Genomic DNA, 22,749 nt, shown 5'->3' on the forward strand with positions numbered 1-22,749 from the left:
CACGTAGTCCTGCCGATTCGACCCGTCGCCGGTTCACGCGCGAGTCGCAGCGTGCCGATGTTGCGCGCGCACGTCGGCACAGAGGAGTCGCTCGATGGATCCGCTTTCGACATGGCTTGGCGAACTTGGCCTCGAACGTTACGCGACGGTCTTCGAGGCCAATGGCGTGGACCTGGAATCGCTGCCGCTCCTGACCGATCGCGATCTCGCCGAACTGGGCATGCTGCTCGGTCATCGCCGGCGTCTGCTCGATGCCTTGTCGCACCCTCAACCCCAGCGCGAAGCCGCGCGGCAGGCGCCGTTGCCCTCCCGTGGTCATCGCGCGCCGGGCGAGCGGCGTCAGCTCACGGTGCTTTTCTGCGATCTCGCCGGCTCGACCGAACTCGCGCAGCGTCTGGACGCCGAAGAACTGCACGAAGTGATGCGGATCTATCAGGAGACCTGCGCACGGGTCGTCACGCGCTACGAGGGACACGTCGCGCAATATCTCGGCGACGGCGTTCTCGTTTATTTCGGATTCCCGCAGGCGCGCGAAGATGCCGCCGAGCGCGCGGTGCGCGCCGCGCTCGAAATCGTCGCCGAAGTCGGGCGGCTTTCGGCCAGCGCGCCGCTGCGCGTGCATATCGGCGTGGCGACGGGTGCGGTCGTCGTCGGCGAGCTGGAAGGCCACGAATCCTCGCCTTTCGATACCGCCGTCGGCGCGACGCCGAACCTCGCCGCGCGCCTGTGCGCCCACGCCGGCCCCGACGAAATCGTGATCGCCCCCAGCACGCGCCGCCTGCTCGGCAGCACGTTCGAACTCGAAGAACTCGGCGAGCACGAACTCAAGGGCATCAGCGTGCCCGTCAACCTGTCGCGCGTCGCGAGCCTCGCGCACCGCGAAAGCCGCTACAGCGCGTTCCGCCCGAATCGCGCGACGCCGTTCGTCGGCCGGGAGCACGAAGTCAATCTGCTCGTCTCGCGCTGGCGCACCGCGCGCGACGGCGAAGGCCAGGCCGTGCTGCTCATGGGAGAGCCTGGCATCGGCAAGAGCCGCATCGCCCATGTGCTGCGCGAACGGCTGAGCGGCGAGCAGCATCTGACCCTGCTCTACCAGTGCTCGCCGTTTCAGACCAGCTCGTCGTTTCATCCGATCATCGGGCATCTGTCGGAAACGAGCGGCTTCCAGCGCCAGGACTCGCCCGATACGCGCCTCGACAAGCTGGAAGCGGCGCTGCGGCTCGAACCCGGCGAGCGCGCCGAGGTCGCGCCGCTGTTCGCCGCGCTGCTCTCGCTGCCGACCGACCGCTATCCGCCGCGCATGGATTCCCCGCAGCGTCTGCGCGAAGTGACCATCGAAGCGCTCGTCGAGCAGCCTATCCGGCTGTCGAGCGGTCAGCCGCTCCTGATCATTTTCGAGGATGCGCAGTGGGCCGACGCCGACACGCTCGAAACCATCGCGCGCTTCATCGAACGAATCCGCCACTGGCCGATCCTGATGCTGATCACCTGCCGCCCCGAGTTCACGCCCGCGTGGACCGCGCACGGCAATGTGACGCTCCTGCATCTGAACCGTCTCGCGAAGCGCCAGGGTGCGCAGATCGCGGCGGAGCTGACCGCCGTCAAGCCGCTTCCGCCCGACGTCCTGGAACAGATTCTCGAACGCGCCGACGGCGTGCCGCTCTTCGTCGAGGAACTGACGCAAACCGTGCTCGAAGCCGGGCTGCTGCGCGACGCCGGCGATCACTGGGAAACGAACGGGCCCGCCGCGCCGCTCGCGATTCCGTTCACGCTGCACGACTCGCTGATGGCGCGGCTCGATCACCTCGCGCCGGTCAAGACCATCGCGCAGATCGGCGCGTGCATCGGACGCGAGTTCGATCACGCGCTTCTGGCCGCGATCGCGCCCGTCGACGATGCACGGCTCGCCGAGGCGCTCGCGTCGCTCGAAGCGAGCGGGCTGGTCTTCCGGCGCGGCGGCGGCGACGATGCGATCTACCGCTTCAAGCACGCGCTCGTCGGCGATGTCGCCTACGACAGCTTGTTGAAGAGCCAGCGCGTGCGCATCCATGCGCGCATTGCGAAGGCGCTCGCGGACGTGTTCACCGATCGCGTCAAGGTGAGTCCCGAACTGCTCGCGCTGCACCTGACGCGCGCGGGCCTGACCGACGAAGCGCTCGCCCAATGGATCGCGGCCACGCGGGTCGCGATGGCGCGGTATCGTCATCGCGAGGCGCTCGCGCATGTCGATTCGGGGCTCGCGCTCGTCGCGCATTCGAATCCGGCCCGGCGCGCCGACTGCGAGGTCGCGCTGCTGGTGATGGGCGCGGCGTGCCATTGGGCGCTCAAGGGTTACGCGTGCGAGGAATGCGCCGCGCTTTGGACCCGCGCCGAAGCGCTGCTCGACGGCGTGACGCGGGAACGGCTGCGCGTGCTGGCGCTCGTCGGCATCAACAATTTCGCCTATGCCGCCGCGGATTCGCCCAAGTGCGTCGCGACCTCGGAACGGCTGATCGAGCTTGCGTCCGGCACGCAGGATACCGACAGCAAGATCGTGGCCTATGCAGCGGTCGGGCCGATTCTCTATCAACAAGCCCAGTTCGAGCGCTGCGCGACGCTCTTGCAATATGTGATCGATACTTACGACCTCGCGCATTCCACCGGCTACGGGCGCTTCAACGACGCGAAGGTGACCGCGTGCTGCTGGCTCGGCTATTGCGAGCTGTCGGCGGGACGCTTCGGACGCGCCCGCTGGCTCGCGCGCATGGCGATCGATCACGCCGACGCGCTCGCGCAGCCGTTCGTGCTGTCGCAGGCGCTGGCCGTCGGCGCGCGGCCGTTCGTCGAGATCGGCGATATCGGCGCGGCGCGCGAGCTGTGCCGCCGCTGCATCGACCTGTGCGATACGCAGCGTCTGCCTTTCTGGAAAGGCTGGGCGATGGTATATGAGGGCGTCGCATCGGCACGCGAAGGACAGCACGCGAACGCGCTCGCACGGCTGGAGGAAGCGGTCGAGCATCTCGCGGGCAACGGCGGGCGCAACGACCTCGCCTATGTGCACGCGTGGCGCGCGCAGGCGCTCACGCACCTCGGACGCCACGACGACGCGCGGCAGTGCATCGCCGCCGCGCGCGCCGATTGCCTGCGCACGGGCCAGCGCACCGGCCTCGTCGATCTCTCTTACGCGGCGGGTGTCGTCGAGAAAGCCGATCCGCGCGCCGACCCGGGTCTCGCGCTCACGCTGCTGCGCGCGGCGGCGGCCGACGCACGCGCGCAGAACCTGCGGCTGCTCGAACTGCGTGCCAGCATCGAGATTGCGGGCGTGCTGCGCATCGAAGGGCGCGGCAACGAAGCGAGCGAGTGTCTCGAAGCGCTCGTCGCCAGCTTCGCCGAAGAGCAGGACTGCGCGCTCGTGACAGAAGCGCGGCAGTTGCTGTCGACATGCGCGACGCCGGACTAGACGCCGTCGCGCGTTATCGCGACACCGGCGTGTTCTGCACGATGGCGTTCGCGGCCGGCAACGCCGCCGTGCACGGCAGGCTCTGCCCGACGAGCTTACGGACGCGGTCGTCCATCACCTGCGAGACGATCACCTGTGCGCAGCCGAGGTTGTTGGGGTAGAAACGGCCCTTGTCGAAGACTATCGGGGCGACTGCGTCGTTGACATACAGAAAGAGCCGCCCGCCCGTCTTCGCGGTGATCTGCGACACGAGCACCTTGCGGCCTGCGGGCGTCGGATCGCCGCCCACGACGCACGCGGCCTGCTGCGCGCCGAGCGGTTCGAGATGTCCGCCGCCGACATCGCACAGCGGCGGCTTCGAGCCCGCGGCAATCACGCCGCTCGCGCGATGATTGTTCGCATATCGATACGATGCGAACGGCGCTTCGGGTTCGAGCACATATTCGTCGTGCCCTCCTTCGCCGATCCGCGCGATCGGCTTGAACCAGTCTTCGAACCACCAGCGCTTGAGGCCGGCCGCGGCGAAGTGAGCGACCGTGTCGGTCGGAAAACCGCCCACGTCCGCGCGCTCGGTCCGGTCGAGCCAGTCGCCGTCGGTCACGAGCCTGATTTCGTAGCGCGCGTCCTTCGCAAGCGTCACGCCCGAATCCCAGCACAGATCCTTCGTGTGGAACGCGACGCCGGCCGGCTTCGCTGGATCGGGTGCCGAATCGACGGTCTTCTGGATTGCGCAAACCTTGCCGACCGCGCTCAGCCCGTCGAAGAGCGCGCGGTTCGCCACGGCGATGCCGAGCAGCCCGACAATCGCGAGGCACACGCCCGGCAGAATCACGCATTCGATCTTCTTGCAGACATACCCGAATGCGCCGTTGTCACGCAGCCTGCGCGCGAGACTCAGCGCGAATCCGCCTTTCATGGCCTGCGCTATCGCCGCTGGCGTGGCATCGCGCTGGTTCACGGCCCTATGGTTCCGGTCGAGCCGCCTCACGCGCACTTGTCGCCACAACGCGAGGCCGCATAGCGCGACGGCGGCCCCCGTCAGTTCCCAACTGGTGCGCTGGTTCTTCAGCGTGCCCCACGCGAAGGCCGCGAGCAGTGCGAACAACGCCGCGCCCGCCAGCGTCATGTTGCGGCTGCCTGCCTCGGACAGCCGGCGCCATTCGAGATAGGTGAGGCAAAGGTCCGGGTGCCAGGCGAGATAGGCGCGGTCATGCACGCGCTTTCTCAGCACGCTGCCGAACTGGAGCGAGCACAGCCACACGAGTAGCGTCAGCACGAAGACGCTCGAATGCGCGCCGAATGCGCTCGTCCACGGAGAACTCCACGACGGAAGCATGCCCTTGATGAAGGTCAGCGCCGTGTTGAACATGTCGTCTTCGAGTTGCGCGGGCTTCGAAGCGCTCAGCGCGCCGCCGTGCCACTTCTCCAGCCATTCGATGCCGATCGTGAACCAAGGGAAGAGGATCAGCAGCGCCGATATGATGAGCGTCGCGAGATACGCGGCGCGGCGCCAGAACACCGTGTCCCAGGCGAGGCCCATCGCCGCTGTGTCACGCTTACTGAGCAAGTCGAGAGCCTGACGGAGCGTCGTTTCGTTCTCCTTCAGCCTGGCGGCGGCTTCGCCTGCGGGCGGCGTCGCGGCCTGCGCCGGACGCAGCAACGGCGGCGCGGCGATGCCCGGATTCGCGGGAACCGCTTCGAGCGTGCCATCGGGCTTGAGCACCTGAAAGCTCTCGCGCAGCGCGACGGGCGCATAGCGGTCGGTGCCGAATGCGACGCGCACCGGCACGCTCCAGTGCACGATCGGCCAGAACGGCTTTCCATCCTTCGTCACGCAGGGCAACGCCAGCCTCGGCAGATAGGGATAGCCGCCCGCGAGCCCCTTGCGCGAATCGTAGACGCGCGCGAAGGGCGACTGTGTCGCGACGATATCGGAGAGCGCCGAAGGCAGCACGCGAATCCCCACGGCGATCGCCTCGTTCAGGATCCAGTGCAGCGAGACGAGCGAAAGCTGATCTTCGGGATAGCCTCCGCCGACGTTGCAGTGCACGCCGGGAAACCAGACCTGCGTGATGCGTCCCGGCTCGATGCCGCCGTGCGCGTCGCCGGTCTGCGGTTCGCCGGTTTCATCCCACGGCAGCGGATGGAAGGTCGAGCGCTCGTCGTCGAGCGACAGCGCGTGGCACGCGCGTTTCACATGCGGCGACAGCTTGAGATCGCCGAACATCATCGGCCAGATGGTTGCGTCGATCGCGCGCTTGAGCGGCAGGATCGGCACGCCGTATGCGGAGACCGTGTCCCACAGACCGAGGAAACGAATCGGTATCTCTTTCCGCTTATTGACCTCTGCATAGAGCGGCCGCCGCCGCACCCGGTCCGATGCCCACAGCAAACCGTCGCGCAATGCGCGCAGTCCCCAGACCAGCGGACTCTTCGACGGAAAGCGCGCGGAGCGGTAGTGACGATAAGCCCTGCGGGCATCGCGATCGAGATCTTCCTCGGAGGCCGCTTCGAGCAGACCTTCGGAGTCGATCAGGCCGACGAGCACGCGGATCGTGAAGGCGCCGCGGCTGAAGCCGAAACCGCTGATGTCGTCGCCCGGCCGATAGTTGCGGCAGACGAACTTGTAGAGATCGATGACGTTGCGCTTGAGGCCCCAGCCGAACGCACCGCCGACGAGCGCGAGATACTTGTTGGCCGATGTGCCGACGCCGTCGTCGTAGAACGCGATCTGATCGCTCGCCGATTGATCGAGCGCCTGGAACATGCGCCACACGTTGGTCTTCTGCGCTTTGGCGGAGCTGTTTCCGGTGCCGTCAGAAAGTACCACGATACTGGTCATCGCCGAGCTCCCGTCGATTGGGCAGGCACACGTGTCACGGTGTCTCGCGCCGATTCACTATGTGACAGACGCAGCATGTCCTCCCGACAGACGTTAGGAATGCTACGCCATCCGTCCGTGCTATTTCGGGCGGATCATGGCGACAAGACGAAGCGAGCGTGCCCGGATTGAAAAGCGGGGCTGCCTTTTCGCGTCAGAACCGATAGCCGACGCGCAGCGAGAAAACGATGGGATCGAGCGTGAGCTTGGCCTCGGAGCGCCGGGTGACGGGCCCGAGAGGCGTTTGACTCGTGGTCGTGAAGTGACCGGTCGTATGCAGCGGAATGTAGGACAGCGACATCACGCCGAACCAGTGCTCGTTGACGGCGTAGGTGAAGCCGATGTTGAAGATGGGCGCCCAGGTCGAGTCCGCGTCGGCGGTCGTCGTGCCGCCGAGCGCACGCATTTCGAACGCGGTGTTGGTGATTTCCGCGTCGCTGAAGGAGGTGCGCGTGACGCCCACGCCGATATACGGCCTGAATTTCGCTTGCGGCTCGAAGAAAACGTACTTGAAGATCAGCGCGGGGCTCCATTGCTTGACGGTGCCGAGCTTGCCGAAGCTTTCGAGCGATCCGGTGCCGGTGATATCGAATTTCGGCGGGATGCCGATTTCGAGCTCCGCCGCGATGTGACTGGTCACGAAGTAACCGATCGTGCCGCCGAACGTGTCGGCGCTCGACGCGCCTGCGCCTGTGTTGGGTTGGACGATGTTGACGGGCCGGCCGTTGACCGAGGTCACCGTGAACGGGCCGCTGCTGTCCTGCGGCGCGAGATGAAACCAGCCGGCGGTGACGTAGAGATTTTGCAGGGACTGCGCATGACTGGTCATGGGAGACGAGGCAAGCGCGGCGCATAGGACCATCAAACGAGATGCTTTCACCGGACTGTCTCCCTGCATCACATTTGGTCAGGAATATTGATCGTACGCGAGGGTGGGTCGGATACGATTGGGATGACTATCGATTGATTAGTGGGGCGGGGCGTGGTAGCGGGGGTCGGGGTTGGGTGTTCGGGAAATAAGGGTGCGCGATTTTGTAAATGATCGGTGGCTGCGGACCTGGTTTTGGGGACGCGGATGTTCCAGCCTTCAATTCTGCAAAATCTTCGACCCTTTCATCGTGATATCCCCATCCGCCTTCACACTGATCTTCCCGCTCCCAATCACCGTAATATCCTTCCCCTTGATCTGAATCGTCCCATCCTTCTTCATGCTGAAACTCGCATCCCCGGTCTTGATCACCACCGACTCTTCCGCCTCGATGACGAGATTCTTCCCGACCTTGAGCGCATCGTCCTCGCCCACCTCCGTGGTGCGCCCCTTCCCCACCTTGCTCGCCTGCGCGCCATCGATCGACTCGCTCGCATCCTTCGCGACCGACACCGTCTGCCCGCCGCTCACACTCAACGACTGATCCCCACCCACGCTTGTCGCCTGCGTTCCGCCGACATTCACCGTCTGATCCGAACCCACCGTCACGCTCTGACTCGACCCGACACTCACCGTCTGACTCGCCCCGACGGTCTCAGTGTGATAAGCCCCCACCGTCACCGCCTGATAAGCCCCAACGGTCACCGCCTGAAACGCGCCGATCGTCACCTCCTGCGCCGCCCCGACGGTGATCGTCTCGTTGATGCCCACGCTATGCGTGCGCTGCAGGAACACCGTCGCGGTCTCGCTCGCCTTCACGGTCTTGGTCCGATTCGAGCCGATCGTGATGCTCTCGTTGACGCCCACCGTCTCCGTGCGGTTCATCGTCACGTCGATCTTCTCGTTGTTCCCGACCGTCTCCGTGCGATCGTGCTTTACGACGGTCGTCTCGTCGTGGTCGATGTTCTTCTTGCGGTCGTGCCCGACCCAATGCGTCTCATCCTTCTCGACTTCGATATCCTGATTGCGCTCGGCATGCAGCAGCACCTGCTCGGCGCCCTTCTTGTCCTCGAAACGCAACTCGTTGCAGTTCGCGGCGCTGCCGCCCTTGCTCGAACGGCTCTTGATGCCCGTCTGCGTCATGTTGCCGGGCAAATCGTACGGCGGCATCTGCTCGGCGTTGTAGACGCGGCCCGTGATGATCGGCCGGTCCGGATCGCCCTCCAGAAAATCGACGATCACTTCCTGCCCCATGCGCGGTATCGCCACCGCGCCGAAGCCCTTCCCCGCCCACGGCTGCGACACGCGAATCCAGCAGGAACTGTTCTCGTCGCGCTTGCCCTGACGGTCCCAGAAGAACTGCACCTTCACGCGCCCGTACTGATCCGTATGAATCTCGTCGCCGCCGGGCCCGACGACCACCGCCGTCTGCGGCCCCTGCACGAAGGGCCTGCGCGTCGCACGCGCGGGCGTGAAGTGTTGCTTGGCGTCGATCGCGGAGAACCAGCACTCGCAGCGGTTCGACTGCGCGCCGTCGAAGGCTTCGTAGTCGGCGAGATCGATCTCGTAGTGCGTGCGCGTGACGAGATACTGCGCGTTCTGATCGGCGCGCGGATGGCGCGTGAGTTTCAGCAGCGTGCCGGCGCGCACGCTCCTGCCGTTGCTGCGCGCATCGACCTGATGCCAGTTGATCGCCGGATCGTCGGTCACGCTGGCCTCGATGAGCCCTTCGTCCGCACGAGACTTCGCCCGGCTCTCGCCATGATCGGCCTCGACATAGCCGCCGGGATAGTCGAAGTGTTCGAGCCCGGAAAACGCGTCGAAGCCCGGCATCTGCTTGACGGCCTGCTTTTGCAAGGGCCGCGACGGATGCTTGAAGTCGTAATCGGTGAGCACCCAGTTGCGCGTCTCGATCATGTGATTCACGCGCCACTCGCTCACGTATTCCATGCCGGGCGCGGCGCTCATCACCGCGCCGTACGGCAGCGATTCGCAGCCCGCGACGCTTTCGTGCGCGGCGAGCGTGTCGGTGAGAATCAGCGATTCCTTGCCGTCCTTGTCCTGAAACCAGTAGTAGATGCCTTCGTCTTCGAGCAGCCGGCTCACGAAATTGAAGTCCGACTCGCGATACTGCACGCAGTACTCACGCGGCCGATGCGCGCGGGAGTTGGCCTTCCATTTGATCTCGCCCAGTTCGAGCTGCTTGTAGACCGGATCGGCGAAAACCGCCTTCACGATCTCCTCGACCGTCTTGTTCTGAAAGATGCGGCAGGTGCTGCGTCGCGTGAGCAGCCACAGCCACGGACGCACCGCCGCTTCATAGGCGTACAGACGTCCGCGCATGCCGGTCTGCCGGAAGCTCACCACGTAGCCGCCGAACACACGCGGCTTCGCGCCGTCCACGCGCAGCGAGACCTTCACGTGCTTGCCGAGTATCTTGCTGAAGTCGATATCCGCGCGCTTCGACACGAGCGTGAGTTCACAGCGCGGCATGCGCCCGAGCTCGGCGCTCGCGCGCAGCGAGAGGAAGCGCAGGTCGTCGGCGAGCGGCGTCTCGACGCTTGCGAGCGGCTGCGCCGTGGCGACATCGGTGGTGGACATCGGCGCACCCGCGTCGTGAGAGTCGGTTGCGAAGGTCAGCGCACTTCGGTCGTCAAGGCGTCGTAGCCGAACTTGACGGCGCCGCCCAGCGCGCCCTTGTCATCCTGCGGCTTGTATTCGAACTCGATATCCGCATAGAGCAGGCTCACGTTCTCGTGCAACTCGCCGCCCATGCCGCCGCCCATGCCGACGTGCGTCACGGTCACCTGTTTCATCGTGACGGTGAGGAATTCCTTCTGCCCTTCGCCCGACTTGCTCACGGTGAGCTTCGCGTTCGCGAGGTGCTTGCCGCTCACGCAGCTCTTCGCGAGCGTGGGCGAGGCCTTGTCGTAGAAGTGCGAGAACGTGAACATGCCGGGCTTCGCCTTGCCCTGACCGCTGCCGCCGCCGACCGCCGGACTGCCGGCGTTGGTCACGTCCCAGTCGAAGGACTGCACTTCGATCTGATTCTCCGCGCCCTTGTGCTTCGATTCACCTTCGATTCCGTCAATCTTCAGATAGCAGTCGATCGTTGCCATGTGGTCCTCCGTAGTGGTCCGGTTTGCGTCGCGCGAATTCGCGCTTGCAGGTAGGACGAACATCGGCGGAATATTTTCAATATCGATCGGCTTCAAAATCGCGCCGCAGCCGCCGTCTTATGTTCGATGACCGTTTCCCGGACCAGGACGATGCCAAGCTCCGACACGCGCGAGCCGCGCCCGCACGACTGCCTCTCGCTCGATGCCCTCCGCCAGTTCGACCAGCTCGCGCTGCCGGAATCCAACGACATGCTTTTGCAGGTCGTGCCCAAGCGCAGCAACACGCCCGTGAAGGGCGAAGCGAGCAAGCGCGGCGACTGGGACACGCCGATGCAGATCCACGGCTGGCGCTGGGCGCAAGGCTACGACGCGGTACAGCACACCGCCGCGCTCAACGCGAGCGACATGCGCGTGAGTTCGCTCGGCCTGATCCGCACGGTGGATTCGGCCTCGCCCGTCATCGCCAAACTGTGCGCGCAGGCCGAATTGCTCGCGCTCGCGCACATCCGCTGCTTCAAGTCGGCAGGCACCGATCACGGCGTGCAGATCGAGTTCCTGTCGATGAAGCTCGAACAGGCGTATCTGCGCAACTATCAGATTTTCACGAGCCCGCGTTTCGGCCGCCTGTGCGAGATCTTCGAACTGTCGGCGCAGCAGCTCACGATGACCTGCGCGCCGCAGACGGAAACCGGCGCGCGCGGCGCGGACGTGACCTTCGCACTCGACGTGTCCACGCGACGCACCGGCTGAGCATCATGTCGATGAACGCACCCAGCGCCGCCGACCGCCTCCAGCCCACGCTGCTCGATCGGCTGATCGACGACGATCCCACATCGCGCACCGATCCCGCCGGCGAGCGCTTTCTCTCGCATCGCGGCCTGCGCGCGGCGGTGCTGCGCGATGTCTCGTGGCTCTTCAACACGACCAATCTCGGCAGCGAGATCGACGAAGACCAGTTCGCGCACGCGTTCGCTTCGGTGCTCAACTACGGTTTGCCCTGCCTGTCGGGGCGCTTCGCATCGACGGTCGATCCCGTCGTGCTCGAACAGGCGATCCGCACCGCGATCGAGCGTTTCGAGCCGCGCATCGATCCATCGACGCTGGAGATCGAACCCGTCCTCGACCGCTCCGTGCTCGACATGCACAACCAGATCGCGCTCGTGATTCGCGGTCTCCTGTGGGCGCAGCCGGTACCGCTCGAATTCGCGCTGCGCACGCAGATCGATCTCGAAGAAGGCGGCATCACGGTGATGGAACTGCCGCGCTGATCGCGCGCAAAGGACGAAAGCACACTCATGGACCCGCGCCTGCTGCGTCACTACAACACCGAGCTCGCGCATCTGCGCGAGATGGGCGCGGAGTTCGCGCAGCAGTTTCCGAAGATCGCGGCGCGACTCGGGATGAGCGGCATCGACGTCGCCGATCCATACGTCGAACGGCTGCTCGAAGGCACGGCGTTTCTCGCCGCACGCGTCCAGTTGAAGCTCGAAGAAGAGTTTCCGCGCTTCACGCAGCAACTCACGCACGTCGTGCTGCCGCAGGCCGCGTGTCCCACGCCCGCGATGCTGATCGCGCGGCTTGCGCCCGATCTCGCCAATCCCAATCTCGCCGATGGCTTCACCGTGCCGCGTCACACCGCGCTGTTTTCGTTGCGCACGCCCGCGCAGACGACGCCGTGCGAGTTCCGCACCGGCGCCGCGCTCACGCTCTGGCCCGTCGAGCTGACCGATGCGCGCTATCACGCGCAGACGCCCGATCTGCCGCTCGCCACGCTGCCCGCGACGCGCGCGCTCGCGCCGCATGTGAAGGGTGCGCTGCGCATCCGGCTCGCGACGCCGGAAGGTCTGTCGTTCGATGCGCTGCGTCTCGATGCGCTGAGCCTCTACTTCGCCGGCGGCGACGACATCGCGTTCCGGCTGCACGAGCTCGTGCTCGGCCACACGCTCGCGATCGTCGTATCGACGCCCGAACGTCCGGCCACGACGCTCGCCGTGCTGCCGGGCGATGCCGTCGCGCCCGCGGGCTTCGCCGACGACGAAGCGCTGCTGCCCGTCACGCCCAACGCGTTCCAGGGCTATCGGCTGCTGCACGAGTATTTCGCGCTGCCGCAGCGCCTGCGCTTCGCGCGCATCGAAGGGCTCGCGGACGTGCTGCCCGCCTTCGCCGCCCGCGACATCGAACTCACGTTGCTGTTCGATGCGGGCGACGCCACGCTCGAACGCATCGTCACGAAGGAGAACGTGCTGCTGGATTGCGTGCCCGCCGTCAATCTCTTTCCGAGACACGCGGATCGCGCGCTCGTCACGGATTCCAGCGCGCGTTTTCATGTGGTGCCCGACCGCACGCATCCGCTCGATTTCGAAGTGCATTCGGTCACGGGCGTCTCCGGCTACGGCGCGCACGACGACAGCGAGCAGACCTTCCATCCGTTCTACGCGGACTATCTCGCCGACCGCCCCGCCGAGGCCGCGTACTTCACGACCGAACGCGAGCCGCGCCTCGTGCCCGCCGCGCGGCGCAAGAGCGGCGCGCGCACCGATTACGTCGGCAGCGAGACGTATGTGTCGATCGTCGATCCGCGCGCCGCGCCGTATCGCGGCTCGCTGCGGCAACTGTCGTTCGAAACGCTCTGCAGCAACCGCGATCTGCCGATGATGATGGCGGCAAGCGGTCCGGGCAGCGACTTCTCGCTCGACATCGCAGCGCCCGTCGCCGCCGTGAAATGCGTGAGCGGACCGTCGCGCCCCGCGCCCGCGCCGCTCGACGCCGCGCAGACCTGGCGTCTGATCGATCAGTTGTCGCTGCACTATCTGTCGCTCTGCAACGGTCCGCGCGAAGCGGCGGCGGCGTTGCGCGCGCTCCTGGCGCTGCATGTCGCGCCCGCCGATCACACCGGCCGCAATCAGGTCGCGGGCGTGGTCGCGGTCGATGCGAAGCCCGTCGTGCGCCGCCTGCCGATGCCCGGCCCGATCGCCTTCGGGCGCGGCCTCTCGATCGACGTCACGGTCGACGATCTCGCGTTTCAGGGCGGCAGCGCGTGGCTCTTCGGCTGCGTGCTCGACCGCTTTTTCGCGCGCTACGTGTCGATCAATTCGTTCGTGCAGACCGCCCTGCGCACCGGCGCGCGCGGCGAAATCCTGAGCCTGCCCGCGCGATGCGGCACGCGAGCGATCTTCTAGCCGTGGCGCGGCCAGCGCCCGCCGAAGCGCCCGCGCACGCGCGCGCGCTGCTGGAGTTGTTCGACGCCGTTGCCGCCGAGCCGCATCGTCACGACTTCTATCGGCTGATGCGGCACATCGAGGCGCTCACGCCAGACCTGCCGCGTCTCGGCGCGGGCGCGCGGCCCGCCGACGAACCGTTGCGGCTCGCGCAAGACGTTTCGCTCGCCTTCGCGCCCGCGCCGCTCGCCGCGCTCGCACGCGATGACGGCGGCCATGCGCCGCGCCTCGCGCAGCGCTTCTTCGGCTTTCTCGGACCCAACGGACCGCTGCCGCTGCATCTGACCGACTTCGCCCGCGAGCGCGCGCTGCATCATGGCGATACGGCCTTCGCGCGGCTGCTCGATACGCTGCTGCATCGCTTTCTGCTGCTGTTCTATCGCGCGTGGGCGCAGGGTCGTCCGGTCAACGGGCTGGACCGTCCGGCCCAGGATCGTTTCGCGTTCTATGCCGGCGCGCTGATCGGTCATGCCGATCCGGCGACCCGAGCGCGCGACGCCGTGTCCGATCACGCGAAGCTGCATTTCGCGGGTCTCCTCAACATGCAGACACGTCCGGCCGAGGTGCTCGAAGGCATCGCGTCCGCGCTGTTGCGGGTGCCGGTGCGCATCGAGCCGTATCGCGGGCACTGGATGACGCTGCCGCAGGCCGAGCGCACCGCGTTGCGATCGCGTGCGGCGCGCTTGTCATCGCGATCGGCGGGCTTCGCGCAACTCGGCCACGGCGCGGTGCTCGGCGCGCGCGTGTGGGACCGTCAGCACGCATTCCGCCTCGTGCTCGGGCCGCTCACGCTCGCGCAGTACGAATCGTTCCTGCCGGGCGGCGCGGCGCTATCGACGCTCGTCGCGCTGGTTCGCCGGCATCTGAACGGCGAGCTTGCATGGGATGCGCAACTCGTGCTCGCCGCAAAGGAGGTGCCGACCGCGCGGCCGGGGCGCTATGGCCGCATCGGCTATTCGGCGTGGCTCGGCACGCTCGCGCGCAAGACCGATCGCGCCGATCTCGCGCTCGACGCCGATGCGCATGTCGCCTGAATCGATGCGCTTTGCAAAAACACCGCACGAGCGCCGTCTTATCGGATGAAGCCGCGCCTCCGGTCGGCGCGCGCGCGTTCAAAGGAGTCGGACGATGGCGGAGATCAGTCGTGTGGCGCTGTTCGGCAAGCTGGACAGGCTCGGCTACAAAACCGTGGAGAGCGCGACGGTGTACTGCAAGATGCGCGGCAATCCCTACGTGGAACTCGCGCACTGGCTCATGCAGATGCTGGAGACGCCGCGCTCCGATCTGCAGCGGATCATCGCGCACTACGACGTGGACGCCGCCGCGCTAGCCCGCGAGCTGACCGGCGCGCTCGACCGGCTGCCGCGCGGCGCGACGTCCATCTCCGATATCTCCGAGCACATCACCGACGCGATCGAGCGCGGCTGGGTCTACGGCACGCTGCTGTACGGCGCGAGCAAGGTGCGCACGGGCCATCTGCTCGTCGGCATGCTGAAGACGCCGCGTTTGCGCGGCGTGCTCGTCGGCATCTCGCGGCAGTTCGAGCGCATCAGGCCGGAAGATCTTTCGGATAACTTCGCGCGTATCGTCGCCGATTCCGTCGAGGAAAGTGCCGATGAACCGCGCACGCAAGCGAGCGCGCCCGAAGGCGAGACCGCGCCCGCGAGCATGGGCAAGCAGGAAGCCCTGCACAAATACGCCACCGATCTGACGGACAAGGCGCGTCGCGGCGCGCTCGATCCCGTTACCGGCCGCGACGATGAAATCCGCCAGCTCGTCGATATTCTCATGCGCCGGCGTCAGAACAATCCGCTTCTGACCGGCGAGGCGGGCGTGGGCAAGACCGCCGTCGTCGAAGGCTTCGCGCAGCGTCTCGTGCGCGGCGACGTGCCGCCGCCGTTGCGCGAAGTCGCGCTCTGGTCGCTCGATCTCGGTCTGTTGCAGGCGGGCGCGAGCATGAAGGGCGAATTCGAGCAGCGGCTGCGGCAGGTCGTCGAGGACGTGCAGGCGAGCCCGAAGCCGGTGATCCTGTTCATCGACGAAGTGCATGCCATCGTCGGCGCGGGCGGCGCGGCGGGCACCGGCGACGCGGCCAATCTGCTCAAGCCGGCGCTCGCGCGCGGCGACCTGCGCACCATCGGCGCGACGACGTGGGCGGAGTACAAGAAACACATCGAGAAGGACCCGGCGCTCACGCGGCGCTTCCAGGTCGTGCAGGTCCACGAACCCGATGAAACCAAAGCGGTGCGTATGCTGCGCGGCGTGGCGGCGGTGCTCGAAGGCCATCATCGCGTGCAGTTGCTCGACGAGGCGATCGAGGCGGCCGTGCGGCTGTCGCATCGCTACATTCCGGCGCGGCAGTTGCCCGACAAGGCCGTGTCGCTGCTCGATACCGCGTGCGCGCGCGTCGCGGTCAGCCAGCACGCGACGCCGCCGCAGGTCGACGATTGCCAGCGGCGCATCGAGTCGCTCGACGTGGAAGCGCAGATCATCGCGCGCGAGGCGAACGTGGGCGTCGATGTCGGCACGCGTGCGGCGGATGTCGAAGCGGCGCTCGCCCGCGAACGCGACACGCTCGCTGGCCTGGAAGCGCGCTGGAAGGACGAGAAGCAGGTCGTCGACGAATTGCTGGCGTTGCGGGCCGCGTTGCGCGAAAGCGGCGCAGCCGTGGATACCCCGGCGGAAGGCGAAGCGCCGCCCTCGCGCGATGAACGCCTCGCGCGTCTCGCCGAACTCAAGGCGCGGCTCGTCGAATTGCAGGGCGACGCGCCGCTGATTCTGCCGAGCGTCGATGCGGGCGTGGTCGCGGGCGTGGTCGCGGACTGGACAGGCATTCCCGTCGGCAGGATGCTCAAGAACGAGCTGGCCGCCGTGCTCAATCTCGCCGATGCGCTCGATCGCCGCGTGATCGGCCAGCGCCACGCGCTGGAGATGATCGCGAAGCGCATCCAGACGTCGCGCGCGCGGCTCGACAATCCCGACAAGCCGGTCGGCGTTTTCCTGCTCGCGGGCACTTCGGGCGTCGGCAAGACGGAAACCGCGCTCGCGCTCGCCGAAACGCTCTACGGCGGCGAGCAGAACGTCATCACCATCAACATGAGCGAGTTCCAGGAAGCGCACACGGTCTCGACGCTCAAGGGCGCGCCGCCCGGCTATGTGGGTTACGGCGAAGGCGGCATCCTCACCGAGGCCGTGCGCCGCCGCCCGTACAGCGTCGTGCTGCTCGACGAAGTGGAGAAGGCGCATCCCGACGTGCACGAGATCTTCTTCCAGGTCTTCGACAAGGGCTGGATGGAAGACGGCGAGGGACGCTATATCGACTTCAAGAACACGATCATCCTGCTGACGTCGAACGTCGGCTCGGAGCTGATCATGTCGATGTGCCGCGACCCCGCGAACGCGCCCGCGCCGGACGCGCTCGCCGCCGCGCTGCGCCGTCCGCTGCTCGACGTGTTTCCCGCCGCGCTGCTCGGGCGGCTCGTCACGGTGCCCTACTACCCGCTCTCCGACGCGATGATGGCCGATATCGTGCGTCTGCAACTGGAGCGCATCCGCAGGCGCGTGTCGGACAATCACGGCATTCCGTTCGACTACGACGACGACGCCGTGCGGCTGATCGTGTCGCGCTGCACGGAGGCCGAATCGGGCGGACGCGTGATCGACGCGCTGCTCACCAATACCGTGCTGCCGCGCATTTCCACGGAGTACCTGACGCGGCTCACCGAAGGCGGCGCGCTCGGGCGCATCCGGCTGTCGGCGAGCGGGAACGACTTCGTCTACGCGTTCGACTGAACCATGCTCACACTCACGGTGACCCGTCACAACGGCCAGCCGCCGCGCACGCCGCTCGCGGCGAGCTTCAGCGCCGAGGGCGGCACCATCGGGCGCGCGGTGACGAACCGGCTGGTGCTCGACGACGCCGAGCGCACCGTCTCGCGCATGCACGCGCAGATCGCGTGGCGCGACGGCGCGTACCGGCTGACCGATCGCGGCAGCAATCCCGCGCTCGTCAACGGCGTGCCGCTCGATCCCGGCCAGGAAGTGCCGCTCGCGCACGGCGACGAAGTGCAGATCGGCGGCTATCAGTTGCGCGCGCAAGTGTGCGACGAAGATCGCACGGAGACGTCCTTCGAGACGCCATACGCGAGCGCCGCCACAACGCCGGACGATCCGTTCGCGGGTCTCTTCGATGCGCCCGCCGCGGCCGAACCGCTCGCAGCGCCCGAGTCCGGCGCGCCGCATCAGCGTTTCGACTTCGAGTTCGACGATCCGGCTTCGAAGCGTTCCATCGACGAGCTTTTCGGTCTCGCGCCGGGCGCGTCGAATCCGCTGATGGAACCGCTCATCGATCCGCTCATCGATCCGATTACGCAGCCCAACACCGCCCACGACGACGACCCGTTCGCGAGTCTGACCGGCGCGGCGCGGCCGGTCGCGCCGCCCGCCACGCTGTCCGACGCCGGCTCGGAGTTGCACAGCGCGTTCACGCCGCCGGCCGCACGCGCCGCGCCAGCGCCAGCGCCGGCAGCCGCGCCTGCGCCTTCGCCCGCGCCTGCGGTGCAGGGCGATCAGCGCGCCCTCATCGCAGCACTGCTGCAAGGCCTCGACGCCCCCGGCGTGCGGATCGAAGCGCTCACGCCCGCGCTGATGCAGCTCATCGGCACGTTGTTGCGCGAATCGATCCAGGGCACGCTCGAACTGCTCGCCGCGCGCGCCGCGTTCAAGCGCGAAATGCGCACGGAAGCGACGATCATCGCGGCAGCGGACAACAATCCGCTCAAGTTCTCGCCGAACGTGGACGCCGCGCTCGCGCATCTGCTCAGCGGGCCCACGCGCGGCTTCATGCCGCCCGCCGCGGCGCTCGCCGATGCCTGCGCCGATCTGCGCGCGCATCAGGTCGGCATGGTCGCCGGCATGCGCGCGGCGCTCGACGGCGTGTTCGAGCGCTTCGAGCCGCAACGCATCGAGGCGCGTCTGCCCGGGCGTTCGCGGTTCGACGATCTCATGTCCGGCAAGAAGCGCCGCGCGCGCTGCTGGGATCTCTTCACCGAGCTTTACGGCCAGTTGTCGAGCGAGGCGACCGAAGATTTCCATATGCTGTTCGGCCGGGCGTTCGTCGCCGCCTACGAAACGCAGATCAGCGAACTGAAACGCCGCGGCCGCCCGTGACGCGCGCCGGAGAACCGACATGCAACTTCAAACCGCAAGCGTGAGCGATGTGGGCGGACGCTCGCGCAACGAGGACGCTTACGGGCAATGGCGGCACGCGGCGCTGTTCGCGAGCGTGGTCGCGGACGGCGCGGGCGGTCACGGCGGCGGCGATACGGCCTCGCGCATCGCGGTCGATACCGTGCTCGCCGAACTCGCGCGCGTCGCGCAGACGGGCGTCGCGCTCACCGGGCCGAACCTGTTGCGCGTGCTGCTGCGCGCGAACGACGCCATCATCGATGCGCAGGAGCACGACGGCGATCTGGCGCAGATGCGTTCGACGGCGGTGCTGCTCGGCATCGACGAAGCGGCGGGCCTCGCGTCGTGGGCGCATTGCGGCGACACGCGGCTCTACTGCTTCCGGCGCGGCGCGACGGTCGTGCAGACGCAGGATCACAGTCTCGTGCAGAGCATGATCGATGCGAACCTGCTCGAAGCGCGCGACGTGCGCAGCTATCCGCGCCGCAACGTGCTGTTCTCGGCGCTCGGCACGGCGGACGATCTCGCCATCGCGGCGTCCGGAGAACCGTTCCCGATCGCCGATGGCGACGCGTTCCTGCTCTGCACCGACGGCTTCTGGGAGTATCTCGACGAATCCATGATGATCGAGGCGATCGGACAGGCGCAGACGCCTGCCGCATGGCTCGATCTGATGGTGACGCGTCTGCGCGGCAGCGCGCGGCCCAGACACGACAATTTCACCGCGAGCGCGGTGTGGGTGGGCGATGCATCGGAGACCACGGTGTTGCGGATGCCCGCGTGATGCGGGCATCGGCGATACGAAACATCTGAAACTCTCAGGCTGCTTCCTTCTGCGAAGGCAAGCGCGACACCAGCCGCAGCGAGACCGTCAGCCCTTCGAGCTGATAATGCGGACGCAGAAAGAACTGCGACGTGTAGTAGCCCGGCGCGCCCGGCACTTCCTGCACCTTCACCTCGGCGGCGGCGAGCGGCTTCTGCGCCTTGGTGTGCTCGGAGGAATTGGCCGGATCGCCGTCCACGTATTGCGTGATCCACTTGTTGAGCCATATCTCCATGTCGGAGCGTTCCTTGAAGCTGCCGACCTTGTCGCGCACGATGCACTTCAGGTAATGCGCGAAGCGGTTGCAGGCGAACAGATATGGCAGGCGCGCGGCGAGCGCGGCGTTCGCGGTGGCGTCGGGGTCTTCGTATTCGAAGGGCTTCTGCAGCGATTGCGCGCCGATGAACGCCGCGAAATCCGAGTTCTTGCGATGAATCAGCGGCATGAAACCGTTCTTCGCGAGTTCGGCCTCGCGGCGATCCGAGATGGCGATTTCCGTCGGGCATTTCATGTCGACGCCGCCGTCGTCGGTCGGGAAACTGTGCACGGGCAGCCCTTCGACCGCGCCGCCCGACTCCACGCCGCGAATGCGCGAGCACCAGCTATAGAGCTTGAACGAACGCGTGATGTTCACGCCCATCGCATAGGCCGAATTGGCCCAGGTGTACTTGGAATGATCGGCGGAACCCGTTTCTTCCTCGAAGTCGAATTCATCGACGGGCTCGGTTTTAGCGCCGTACGGCACGCGTGCCAGAAAGCGCGGCATCGCAAGGCCGATATAGCGCGAATCTTCCGACGTGCGCAGCGAACGCCAGCTCGCATATTCCGGCGTACCGAATATTTTCGTGAGATCGCGCGGGTTGGCGAGCTCCTGCCACGAATCCATCTGCAGGAGACTCGGATCGGCCGCGGCGATAAAGGGCGAGTGCGCCGCGGCCGCGATCTTCGACATCTCCCCGAGCAGTTCGACATCGGGCGGCGTCTGATTGAAGTAATAGTCGCCGATGAACGCGCCGAACGGCTCGCCGCCGAGCTGACCGTACTCGTGCTCGTAGATCTGCTTGAACAGCGGGCTCTGGTCCCACGCGACGCCCTTGAAGCGCTTGAGCGTCTTGCCGAGGTCCTTCTTCGAGATGTTCATCACGCGAATCTTGAGCATCTCGTCGGTTTCGGTGTTGTTGATGAGGTAGTACAGCCCGCGCCACGAGCCTTCCAGCTTCTGGAAGTCGGCATGATGCATCACTTCGTTCACCTGCTCGGTGAGCTTCTTGTCGATCTCGGCGATCATCGCCTGAATCGAGCGGATGGCGTCGCCGGAGATGATCTGCGTCTGCGAGAGCGCCTGCTGCGCGAGCGTCTGTACCGCCGTCTGCACCGCGGTCTTCGCCTCGTCGCTCTTGGGGCGGAACTCGCGGTTCAGCAGCGAGGCGAGGTCGTTGCCTTCGAGCGTCGCGCCCTGCAGTTCGGGTGCGGCTTCGGCCGCTTGAGGAATGTCGGACATGGTCGTTACCTTTCAGGGCTCGTTCGTGATGGCTTGCGCGCTACGCTCACTCGGCGGCGGGCGCGGCGGCTGGGGTCGAAGCGTCGTCGGCGGCGGCCTTGTCGGGCGTCGCGGTCGCGAGCGTCTTGAGCAGCGCGGGATCGTCGAGCACGCGCGCGATCAGTTCCTCCGCGCCGTTCTTGCCATCCATGAAGATGACGAGATTGGCGAGCTGCGTGCGCGCCTCCAGCAGCTTCGAGAGCGAGTCGACCTTGCGCGCGACGGCGGCGGGAGAAAAATCGTCGAGCGTATCGAAGGTGATATCGACGCTCAGATTGCCCTCGCCCGTCAGCTTGTTGGGCACCTGGAACGCGACGCGCGGCTGCATCGCCTTCATGCGGCTGTCGAAGTTGTCGATGTCGATTTCCTGGAACTTGCGCTGCTCGACGGGCGGCAGCGCTTCGGCGGGCTTGCCGGAGAGGTCGGCCATGACGCCCATCACGAACGGAAGCTGGATCTTCTTCTCGCTGCCGTAGGTCTCGACGTCGTATTCGATCTGCACGCGCGGCGCGCGATTGCGGGCGATGAACTTCTGACTGCTGGTTGCCATGAGGCCTCCTGTGCATGTGCATGAGCCACGCCTGGAAGACGATTCACGCGTGGCTTGTTTTAAAGCGGGTTGCGCCCGCGCGGTCAACGCGGCCTGGTTCCCGCGATCAGGTGAATCTGCGTGAGGCTCTCCGGCGCCAGGTCCTGCATCACGGAGAGGAAGTCCTTGCCGAGCCACCCGCGCGCGCGCCGGATCAAAAGCGGCGCGGGATGCGCAGGCTCGGTGCGTTCGAGAAACGCGCAGACCGCGTCGAGCAGCGCGATGGCGTCCTCGCGCGTCGCGATCTCGCCGGGACGCGCCGCCACGCGGGGCGCGCTCGCCGGCGTAGGAGCCATCGCGCCGAGAGGAGCCGCATCGGCCGGCTGCGACGCATCCGGCTGCGCCGCCGCGCGCAACTGCGTGGCGATCCAGCGCGTCGTGTCCATCATCTTTTCGATGAGCGGCGTGCGCTCCGCGCCGAGCCGCGCCGTCATGACGATGCCGAGCGTCTGCACCACGCGCGGCAGATCGATGCCCGCGGCGAAGACGTCGGGGTCCTGCGCGAGCGCATCGGCGATCATGCCTTCGACCCGCGCGGGCGTCGCGGCGCTCGCCCCTTCGGCCGCCATGAGCCTGCCCTGCGCGATCAGGATGTCGCGCACCGTCAGCCGCTCGCCGCGCGCGCGGCACACTTCGGTCTCGCGCAGGTCGTGCAGCAGGGTTTCGGCTTCCGCGAAGGGCGTGTAGGCGTCCGCGAGCGGCGCGAGCGCGTTGACGCGCAGCACGGGATCGTTGTCGTCGTCGGCATCGAGCGGCGGATAGAGGTTGTCCCAGTAGCGCTCGAAGAGGCCCGTCAGAAGCCGCAGCCCCGCATGAAAACCCGCGAGGCCGTGCACGCGCGCGGCCGCCCGCGCGTAGACCACGGCGATGCGCAGATCCTTCGACTTCGTGAGCAGCGCTTGCGACTCTTCGAGCACGTCGGGCCACGCGGTCGGCTCGGCGAGCGCTTCGAACTGGCGCTCGGGATTGCCGCGCGCGAGCGCCTCGAACGCGAGGAACGCCGGATCGTATTCGAGATCGACGCCGGCGGGCGGCATCGTTTCGGCGGGCGCGAGCAGCGGTTCTACATCGATCATCACGGCTCC

The 22,749-nt window shown here is 66.8% G+C and carries 15 protein-coding genes; 8 read left to right on the forward strand and 7 right to left on the reverse strand.

Features of this window, described 5'->3' with window-relative positions:
- The first annotated feature begins 94 nt into the window (after positions 1 to 94).
- Entirely contained in the window at positions 95 to 3,439 is a 3,345-nt protein-coding gene (locus QCE73_RS35650; protein ID WP_309885583.1) for an AAA family ATPase, read from the forward strand.
- A gap of 13 nt (positions 3,440 to 3,452) precedes the next feature.
- Here QCE73_RS35650 and QCE73_RS35655 read toward each other — a convergent pair whose 3' ends face one another.
- The 4 genes from QCE73_RS35655 to QCE73_RS35670 all read right to left on the reverse strand — a co-directional run bounded on the left by QCE73_RS35655 (position 3,453) and on the right by QCE73_RS35670 (position 10,307).
- Positions 3,453 to 6,281 (reverse strand): DUF2235 domain-containing protein, encoded by a 2,829-nt coding sequence (locus QCE73_RS35655; protein WP_309885584.1) that lies wholly within the window; start codon positions 6,279 to 6,281, stop codon positions 3,453 to 3,455.
- 193 nt (positions 6,282 to 6,474) lie between these two features.
- Positions 6,475 to 7,182, reverse strand: coding sequence for an OmpW family outer membrane protein (locus QCE73_RS35660; RefSeq protein WP_309885684.1), 708 nt, complete (start codon positions 7,180 to 7,182; stop codon positions 6,475 to 6,477).
- Positions 7,183 to 7,407: 225 nt separating this feature from the next.
- Entirely contained in the window at positions 7,408 to 9,789 is a 2,382-nt protein-coding gene (locus QCE73_RS35665) for a type VI secretion system tip protein TssI/VgrG (RefSeq protein ID WP_309885585.1), read from the reverse strand.
- A gap of 35 nt (positions 9,790 to 9,824) precedes the next feature.
- A complete protein-coding gene (locus QCE73_RS35670; RefSeq protein ID WP_035500121.1) occupies positions 9,825 to 10,307 on the reverse strand; it encodes a type VI secretion system tube protein Hcp in 483 nt (160 codons plus the stop codon).
- 150 nt (positions 10,308 to 10,457) lie between these two features.
- Here QCE73_RS35670 and QCE73_RS35675 point away from each other — a divergent pair, with 150 nt between their 5' ends.
- From QCE73_RS35675 to QCE73_RS35705, 7 genes are all read left to right on the forward strand, one after another.
- The gene (locus QCE73_RS35675) at positions 10,458 to 11,057 is read left to right on the forward strand and encodes a type VI secretion system tube protein Hcp (protein ID WP_309885586.1); all 600 of its coding nucleotides are present in this window, start codon (positions 10,458 to 10,460) and stop codon (positions 11,055 to 11,057) included.
- Positions 11,058 to 11,068: 11 nt separating this feature from the next.
- Complete coding sequence (tssE, locus tag QCE73_RS35680) at positions 11,069 to 11,575, forward strand: type VI secretion system baseplate subunit TssE (protein ID WP_309885587.1); 507 nt, start codon at positions 11,069 to 11,071, stop codon at positions 11,573 to 11,575.
- A 27-nt stretch (positions 11,576 to 11,602) separates the two neighbouring features.
- Positions 11,603 to 13,486, forward strand: coding sequence for a type VI secretion system baseplate subunit TssF (gene tssF / locus QCE73_RS35685; protein ID WP_309885588.1), 1,884 nt, complete (start codon positions 11,603 to 11,605; stop codon positions 13,484 to 13,486).
- A 2-nt stretch (positions 13,487 to 13,488) separates the two neighbouring features.
- Complete coding sequence (gene tssG, locus QCE73_RS35690; protein WP_309885589.1) at positions 13,489 to 14,559, forward strand: type VI secretion system baseplate subunit TssG; 1,071 nt, start codon at positions 13,489 to 13,491, stop codon at positions 14,557 to 14,559.
- 94 nt (positions 14,560 to 14,653) lie between these two features.
- A complete protein-coding gene (tssH, locus tag QCE73_RS35695) occupies positions 14,654 to 17,317 on the forward strand; it encodes a type VI secretion system ATPase TssH (RefSeq protein ID WP_309885590.1) in 2,664 nt (887 codons plus the stop codon).
- 3 nt (positions 17,318 to 17,320) lie between these two features.
- On the forward strand, positions 17,321 to 18,694 hold the full coding sequence (tagH, locus tag QCE73_RS35700) for a type VI secretion system-associated FHA domain protein TagH (RefSeq protein WP_309885591.1): 1,374 nt from the start codon (positions 17,321 to 17,323) through the stop codon (positions 18,692 to 18,694).
- A 19-nt stretch (positions 18,695 to 18,713) separates the two neighbouring features.
- Positions 18,714 to 19,496, forward strand: coding sequence for a PP2C family serine/threonine-protein phosphatase (locus QCE73_RS35705; RefSeq protein WP_309885592.1), 783 nt, complete (start codon positions 18,714 to 18,716; stop codon positions 19,494 to 19,496).
- Between the two features lie 34 nt (positions 19,497 to 19,530).
- Here QCE73_RS35705 and tssC read toward each other — a convergent pair whose 3' ends face one another.
- The 3 genes from tssC to tssA all read right to left on the reverse strand — a co-directional run bounded on the left by tssC (position 19,531) and on the right by tssA (position 22,740).
- Positions 19,531 to 21,036, reverse strand: a complete 1,506-nt coding sequence (gene tssC, locus QCE73_RS35710; RefSeq protein ID WP_035499929.1) for a type VI secretion system contractile sheath large subunit — start codon at positions 21,034 to 21,036, stop codon at positions 19,531 to 19,533.
- Between the two features lie 46 nt (positions 21,037 to 21,082).
- Entirely contained in the window at positions 21,083 to 21,625 is a 543-nt protein-coding gene (gene tssB / locus QCE73_RS35715) for a type VI secretion system contractile sheath small subunit (RefSeq protein WP_035499928.1), read from the reverse strand.
- Positions 21,626 to 21,708: 83 nt separating this feature from the next.
- Entirely contained in the window at positions 21,709 to 22,740 is a 1,032-nt protein-coding gene (gene tssA / locus QCE73_RS35720; RefSeq protein ID WP_309885593.1) for a type VI secretion system protein TssA, read from the reverse strand.
- Positions 22,741 to 22,749 lie beyond the last annotated feature (9 nt).

Origin of the sequence: Caballeronia sp. LZ029 (assembly GCF_031451275.1) — a bacterium.
In the GTDB taxonomy this organism is placed as follows: domain Bacteria; phylum Pseudomonadota; class Gammaproteobacteria; order Burkholderiales; family Burkholderiaceae; genus Caballeronia; species Caballeronia jiangsuensis.

Coding starts and splice junctions, on each gene's coding strand:
- QCE73_RS35650 (WP_309885583.1), top strand. CDS start 95: ATGGATCCGCTTTCGACATGGCTTGGCGAACTTGGCCTCGAACGTTAC.
- QCE73_RS35655 (WP_309885584.1), bottom strand. CDS start 6,281: ATGACCAGTATCGTGGTACTTTCTGACGGCACCGGAAACAGCTCCGCC.
- QCE73_RS35660 (WP_309885684.1), bottom strand. CDS start 7,182: ATGGTCCTATGCGCCGCGCTTGCCTCGTCTCCCATGACCAGTCATGCG.
- QCE73_RS35665 (WP_309885585.1), bottom strand. CDS start 9,789: ATGTCCACCACCGATGTCGCCACGGCGCAGCCGCTCGCAAGCGTCGAG.
- QCE73_RS35670 (WP_035500121.1), bottom strand. CDS start 10,307: ATGGCAACGATCGACTGCTATCTGAAGATTGACGGAATCGAAGGTGAA.
- QCE73_RS35675 (WP_309885586.1), top strand. CDS start 10,458: ATGCCAAGCTCCGACACGCGCGAGCCGCGCCCGCACGACTGCCTCTCG.
- tssE (WP_309885587.1), top strand. CDS start 11,069: ATGAACGCACCCAGCGCCGCCGACCGCCTCCAGCCCACGCTGCTCGAT.
- tssF (WP_309885588.1), top strand. CDS start 11,603: ATGGACCCGCGCCTGCTGCGTCACTACAACACCGAGCTCGCGCATCTG.
- tssH (WP_309885590.1), top strand. CDS start 14,654: ATGGCGGAGATCAGTCGTGTGGCGCTGTTCGGCAAGCTGGACAGGCTC.
- tagH (WP_309885591.1), top strand. CDS start 17,321: ATGCTCACACTCACGGTGACCCGTCACAACGGCCAGCCGCCGCGCACG.
- QCE73_RS35705 (WP_309885592.1), top strand. CDS start 18,714: ATGCAACTTCAAACCGCAAGCGTGAGCGATGTGGGCGGACGCTCGCGC.
- tssC (WP_035499929.1), bottom strand. CDS start 21,036: ATGTCCGACATTCCTCAAGCGGCCGAAGCCGCACCCGAACTGCAGGGC.
- tssB (WP_035499928.1), bottom strand. CDS start 21,625: ATGGCAACCAGCAGTCAGAAGTTCATCGCCCGCAATCGCGCGCCGCGC.
- tssA (WP_309885593.1), bottom strand. CDS start 22,740: ATGATCGATGTAGAACCGCTGCTCGCGCCCGCCGAAACGATGCCGCCC.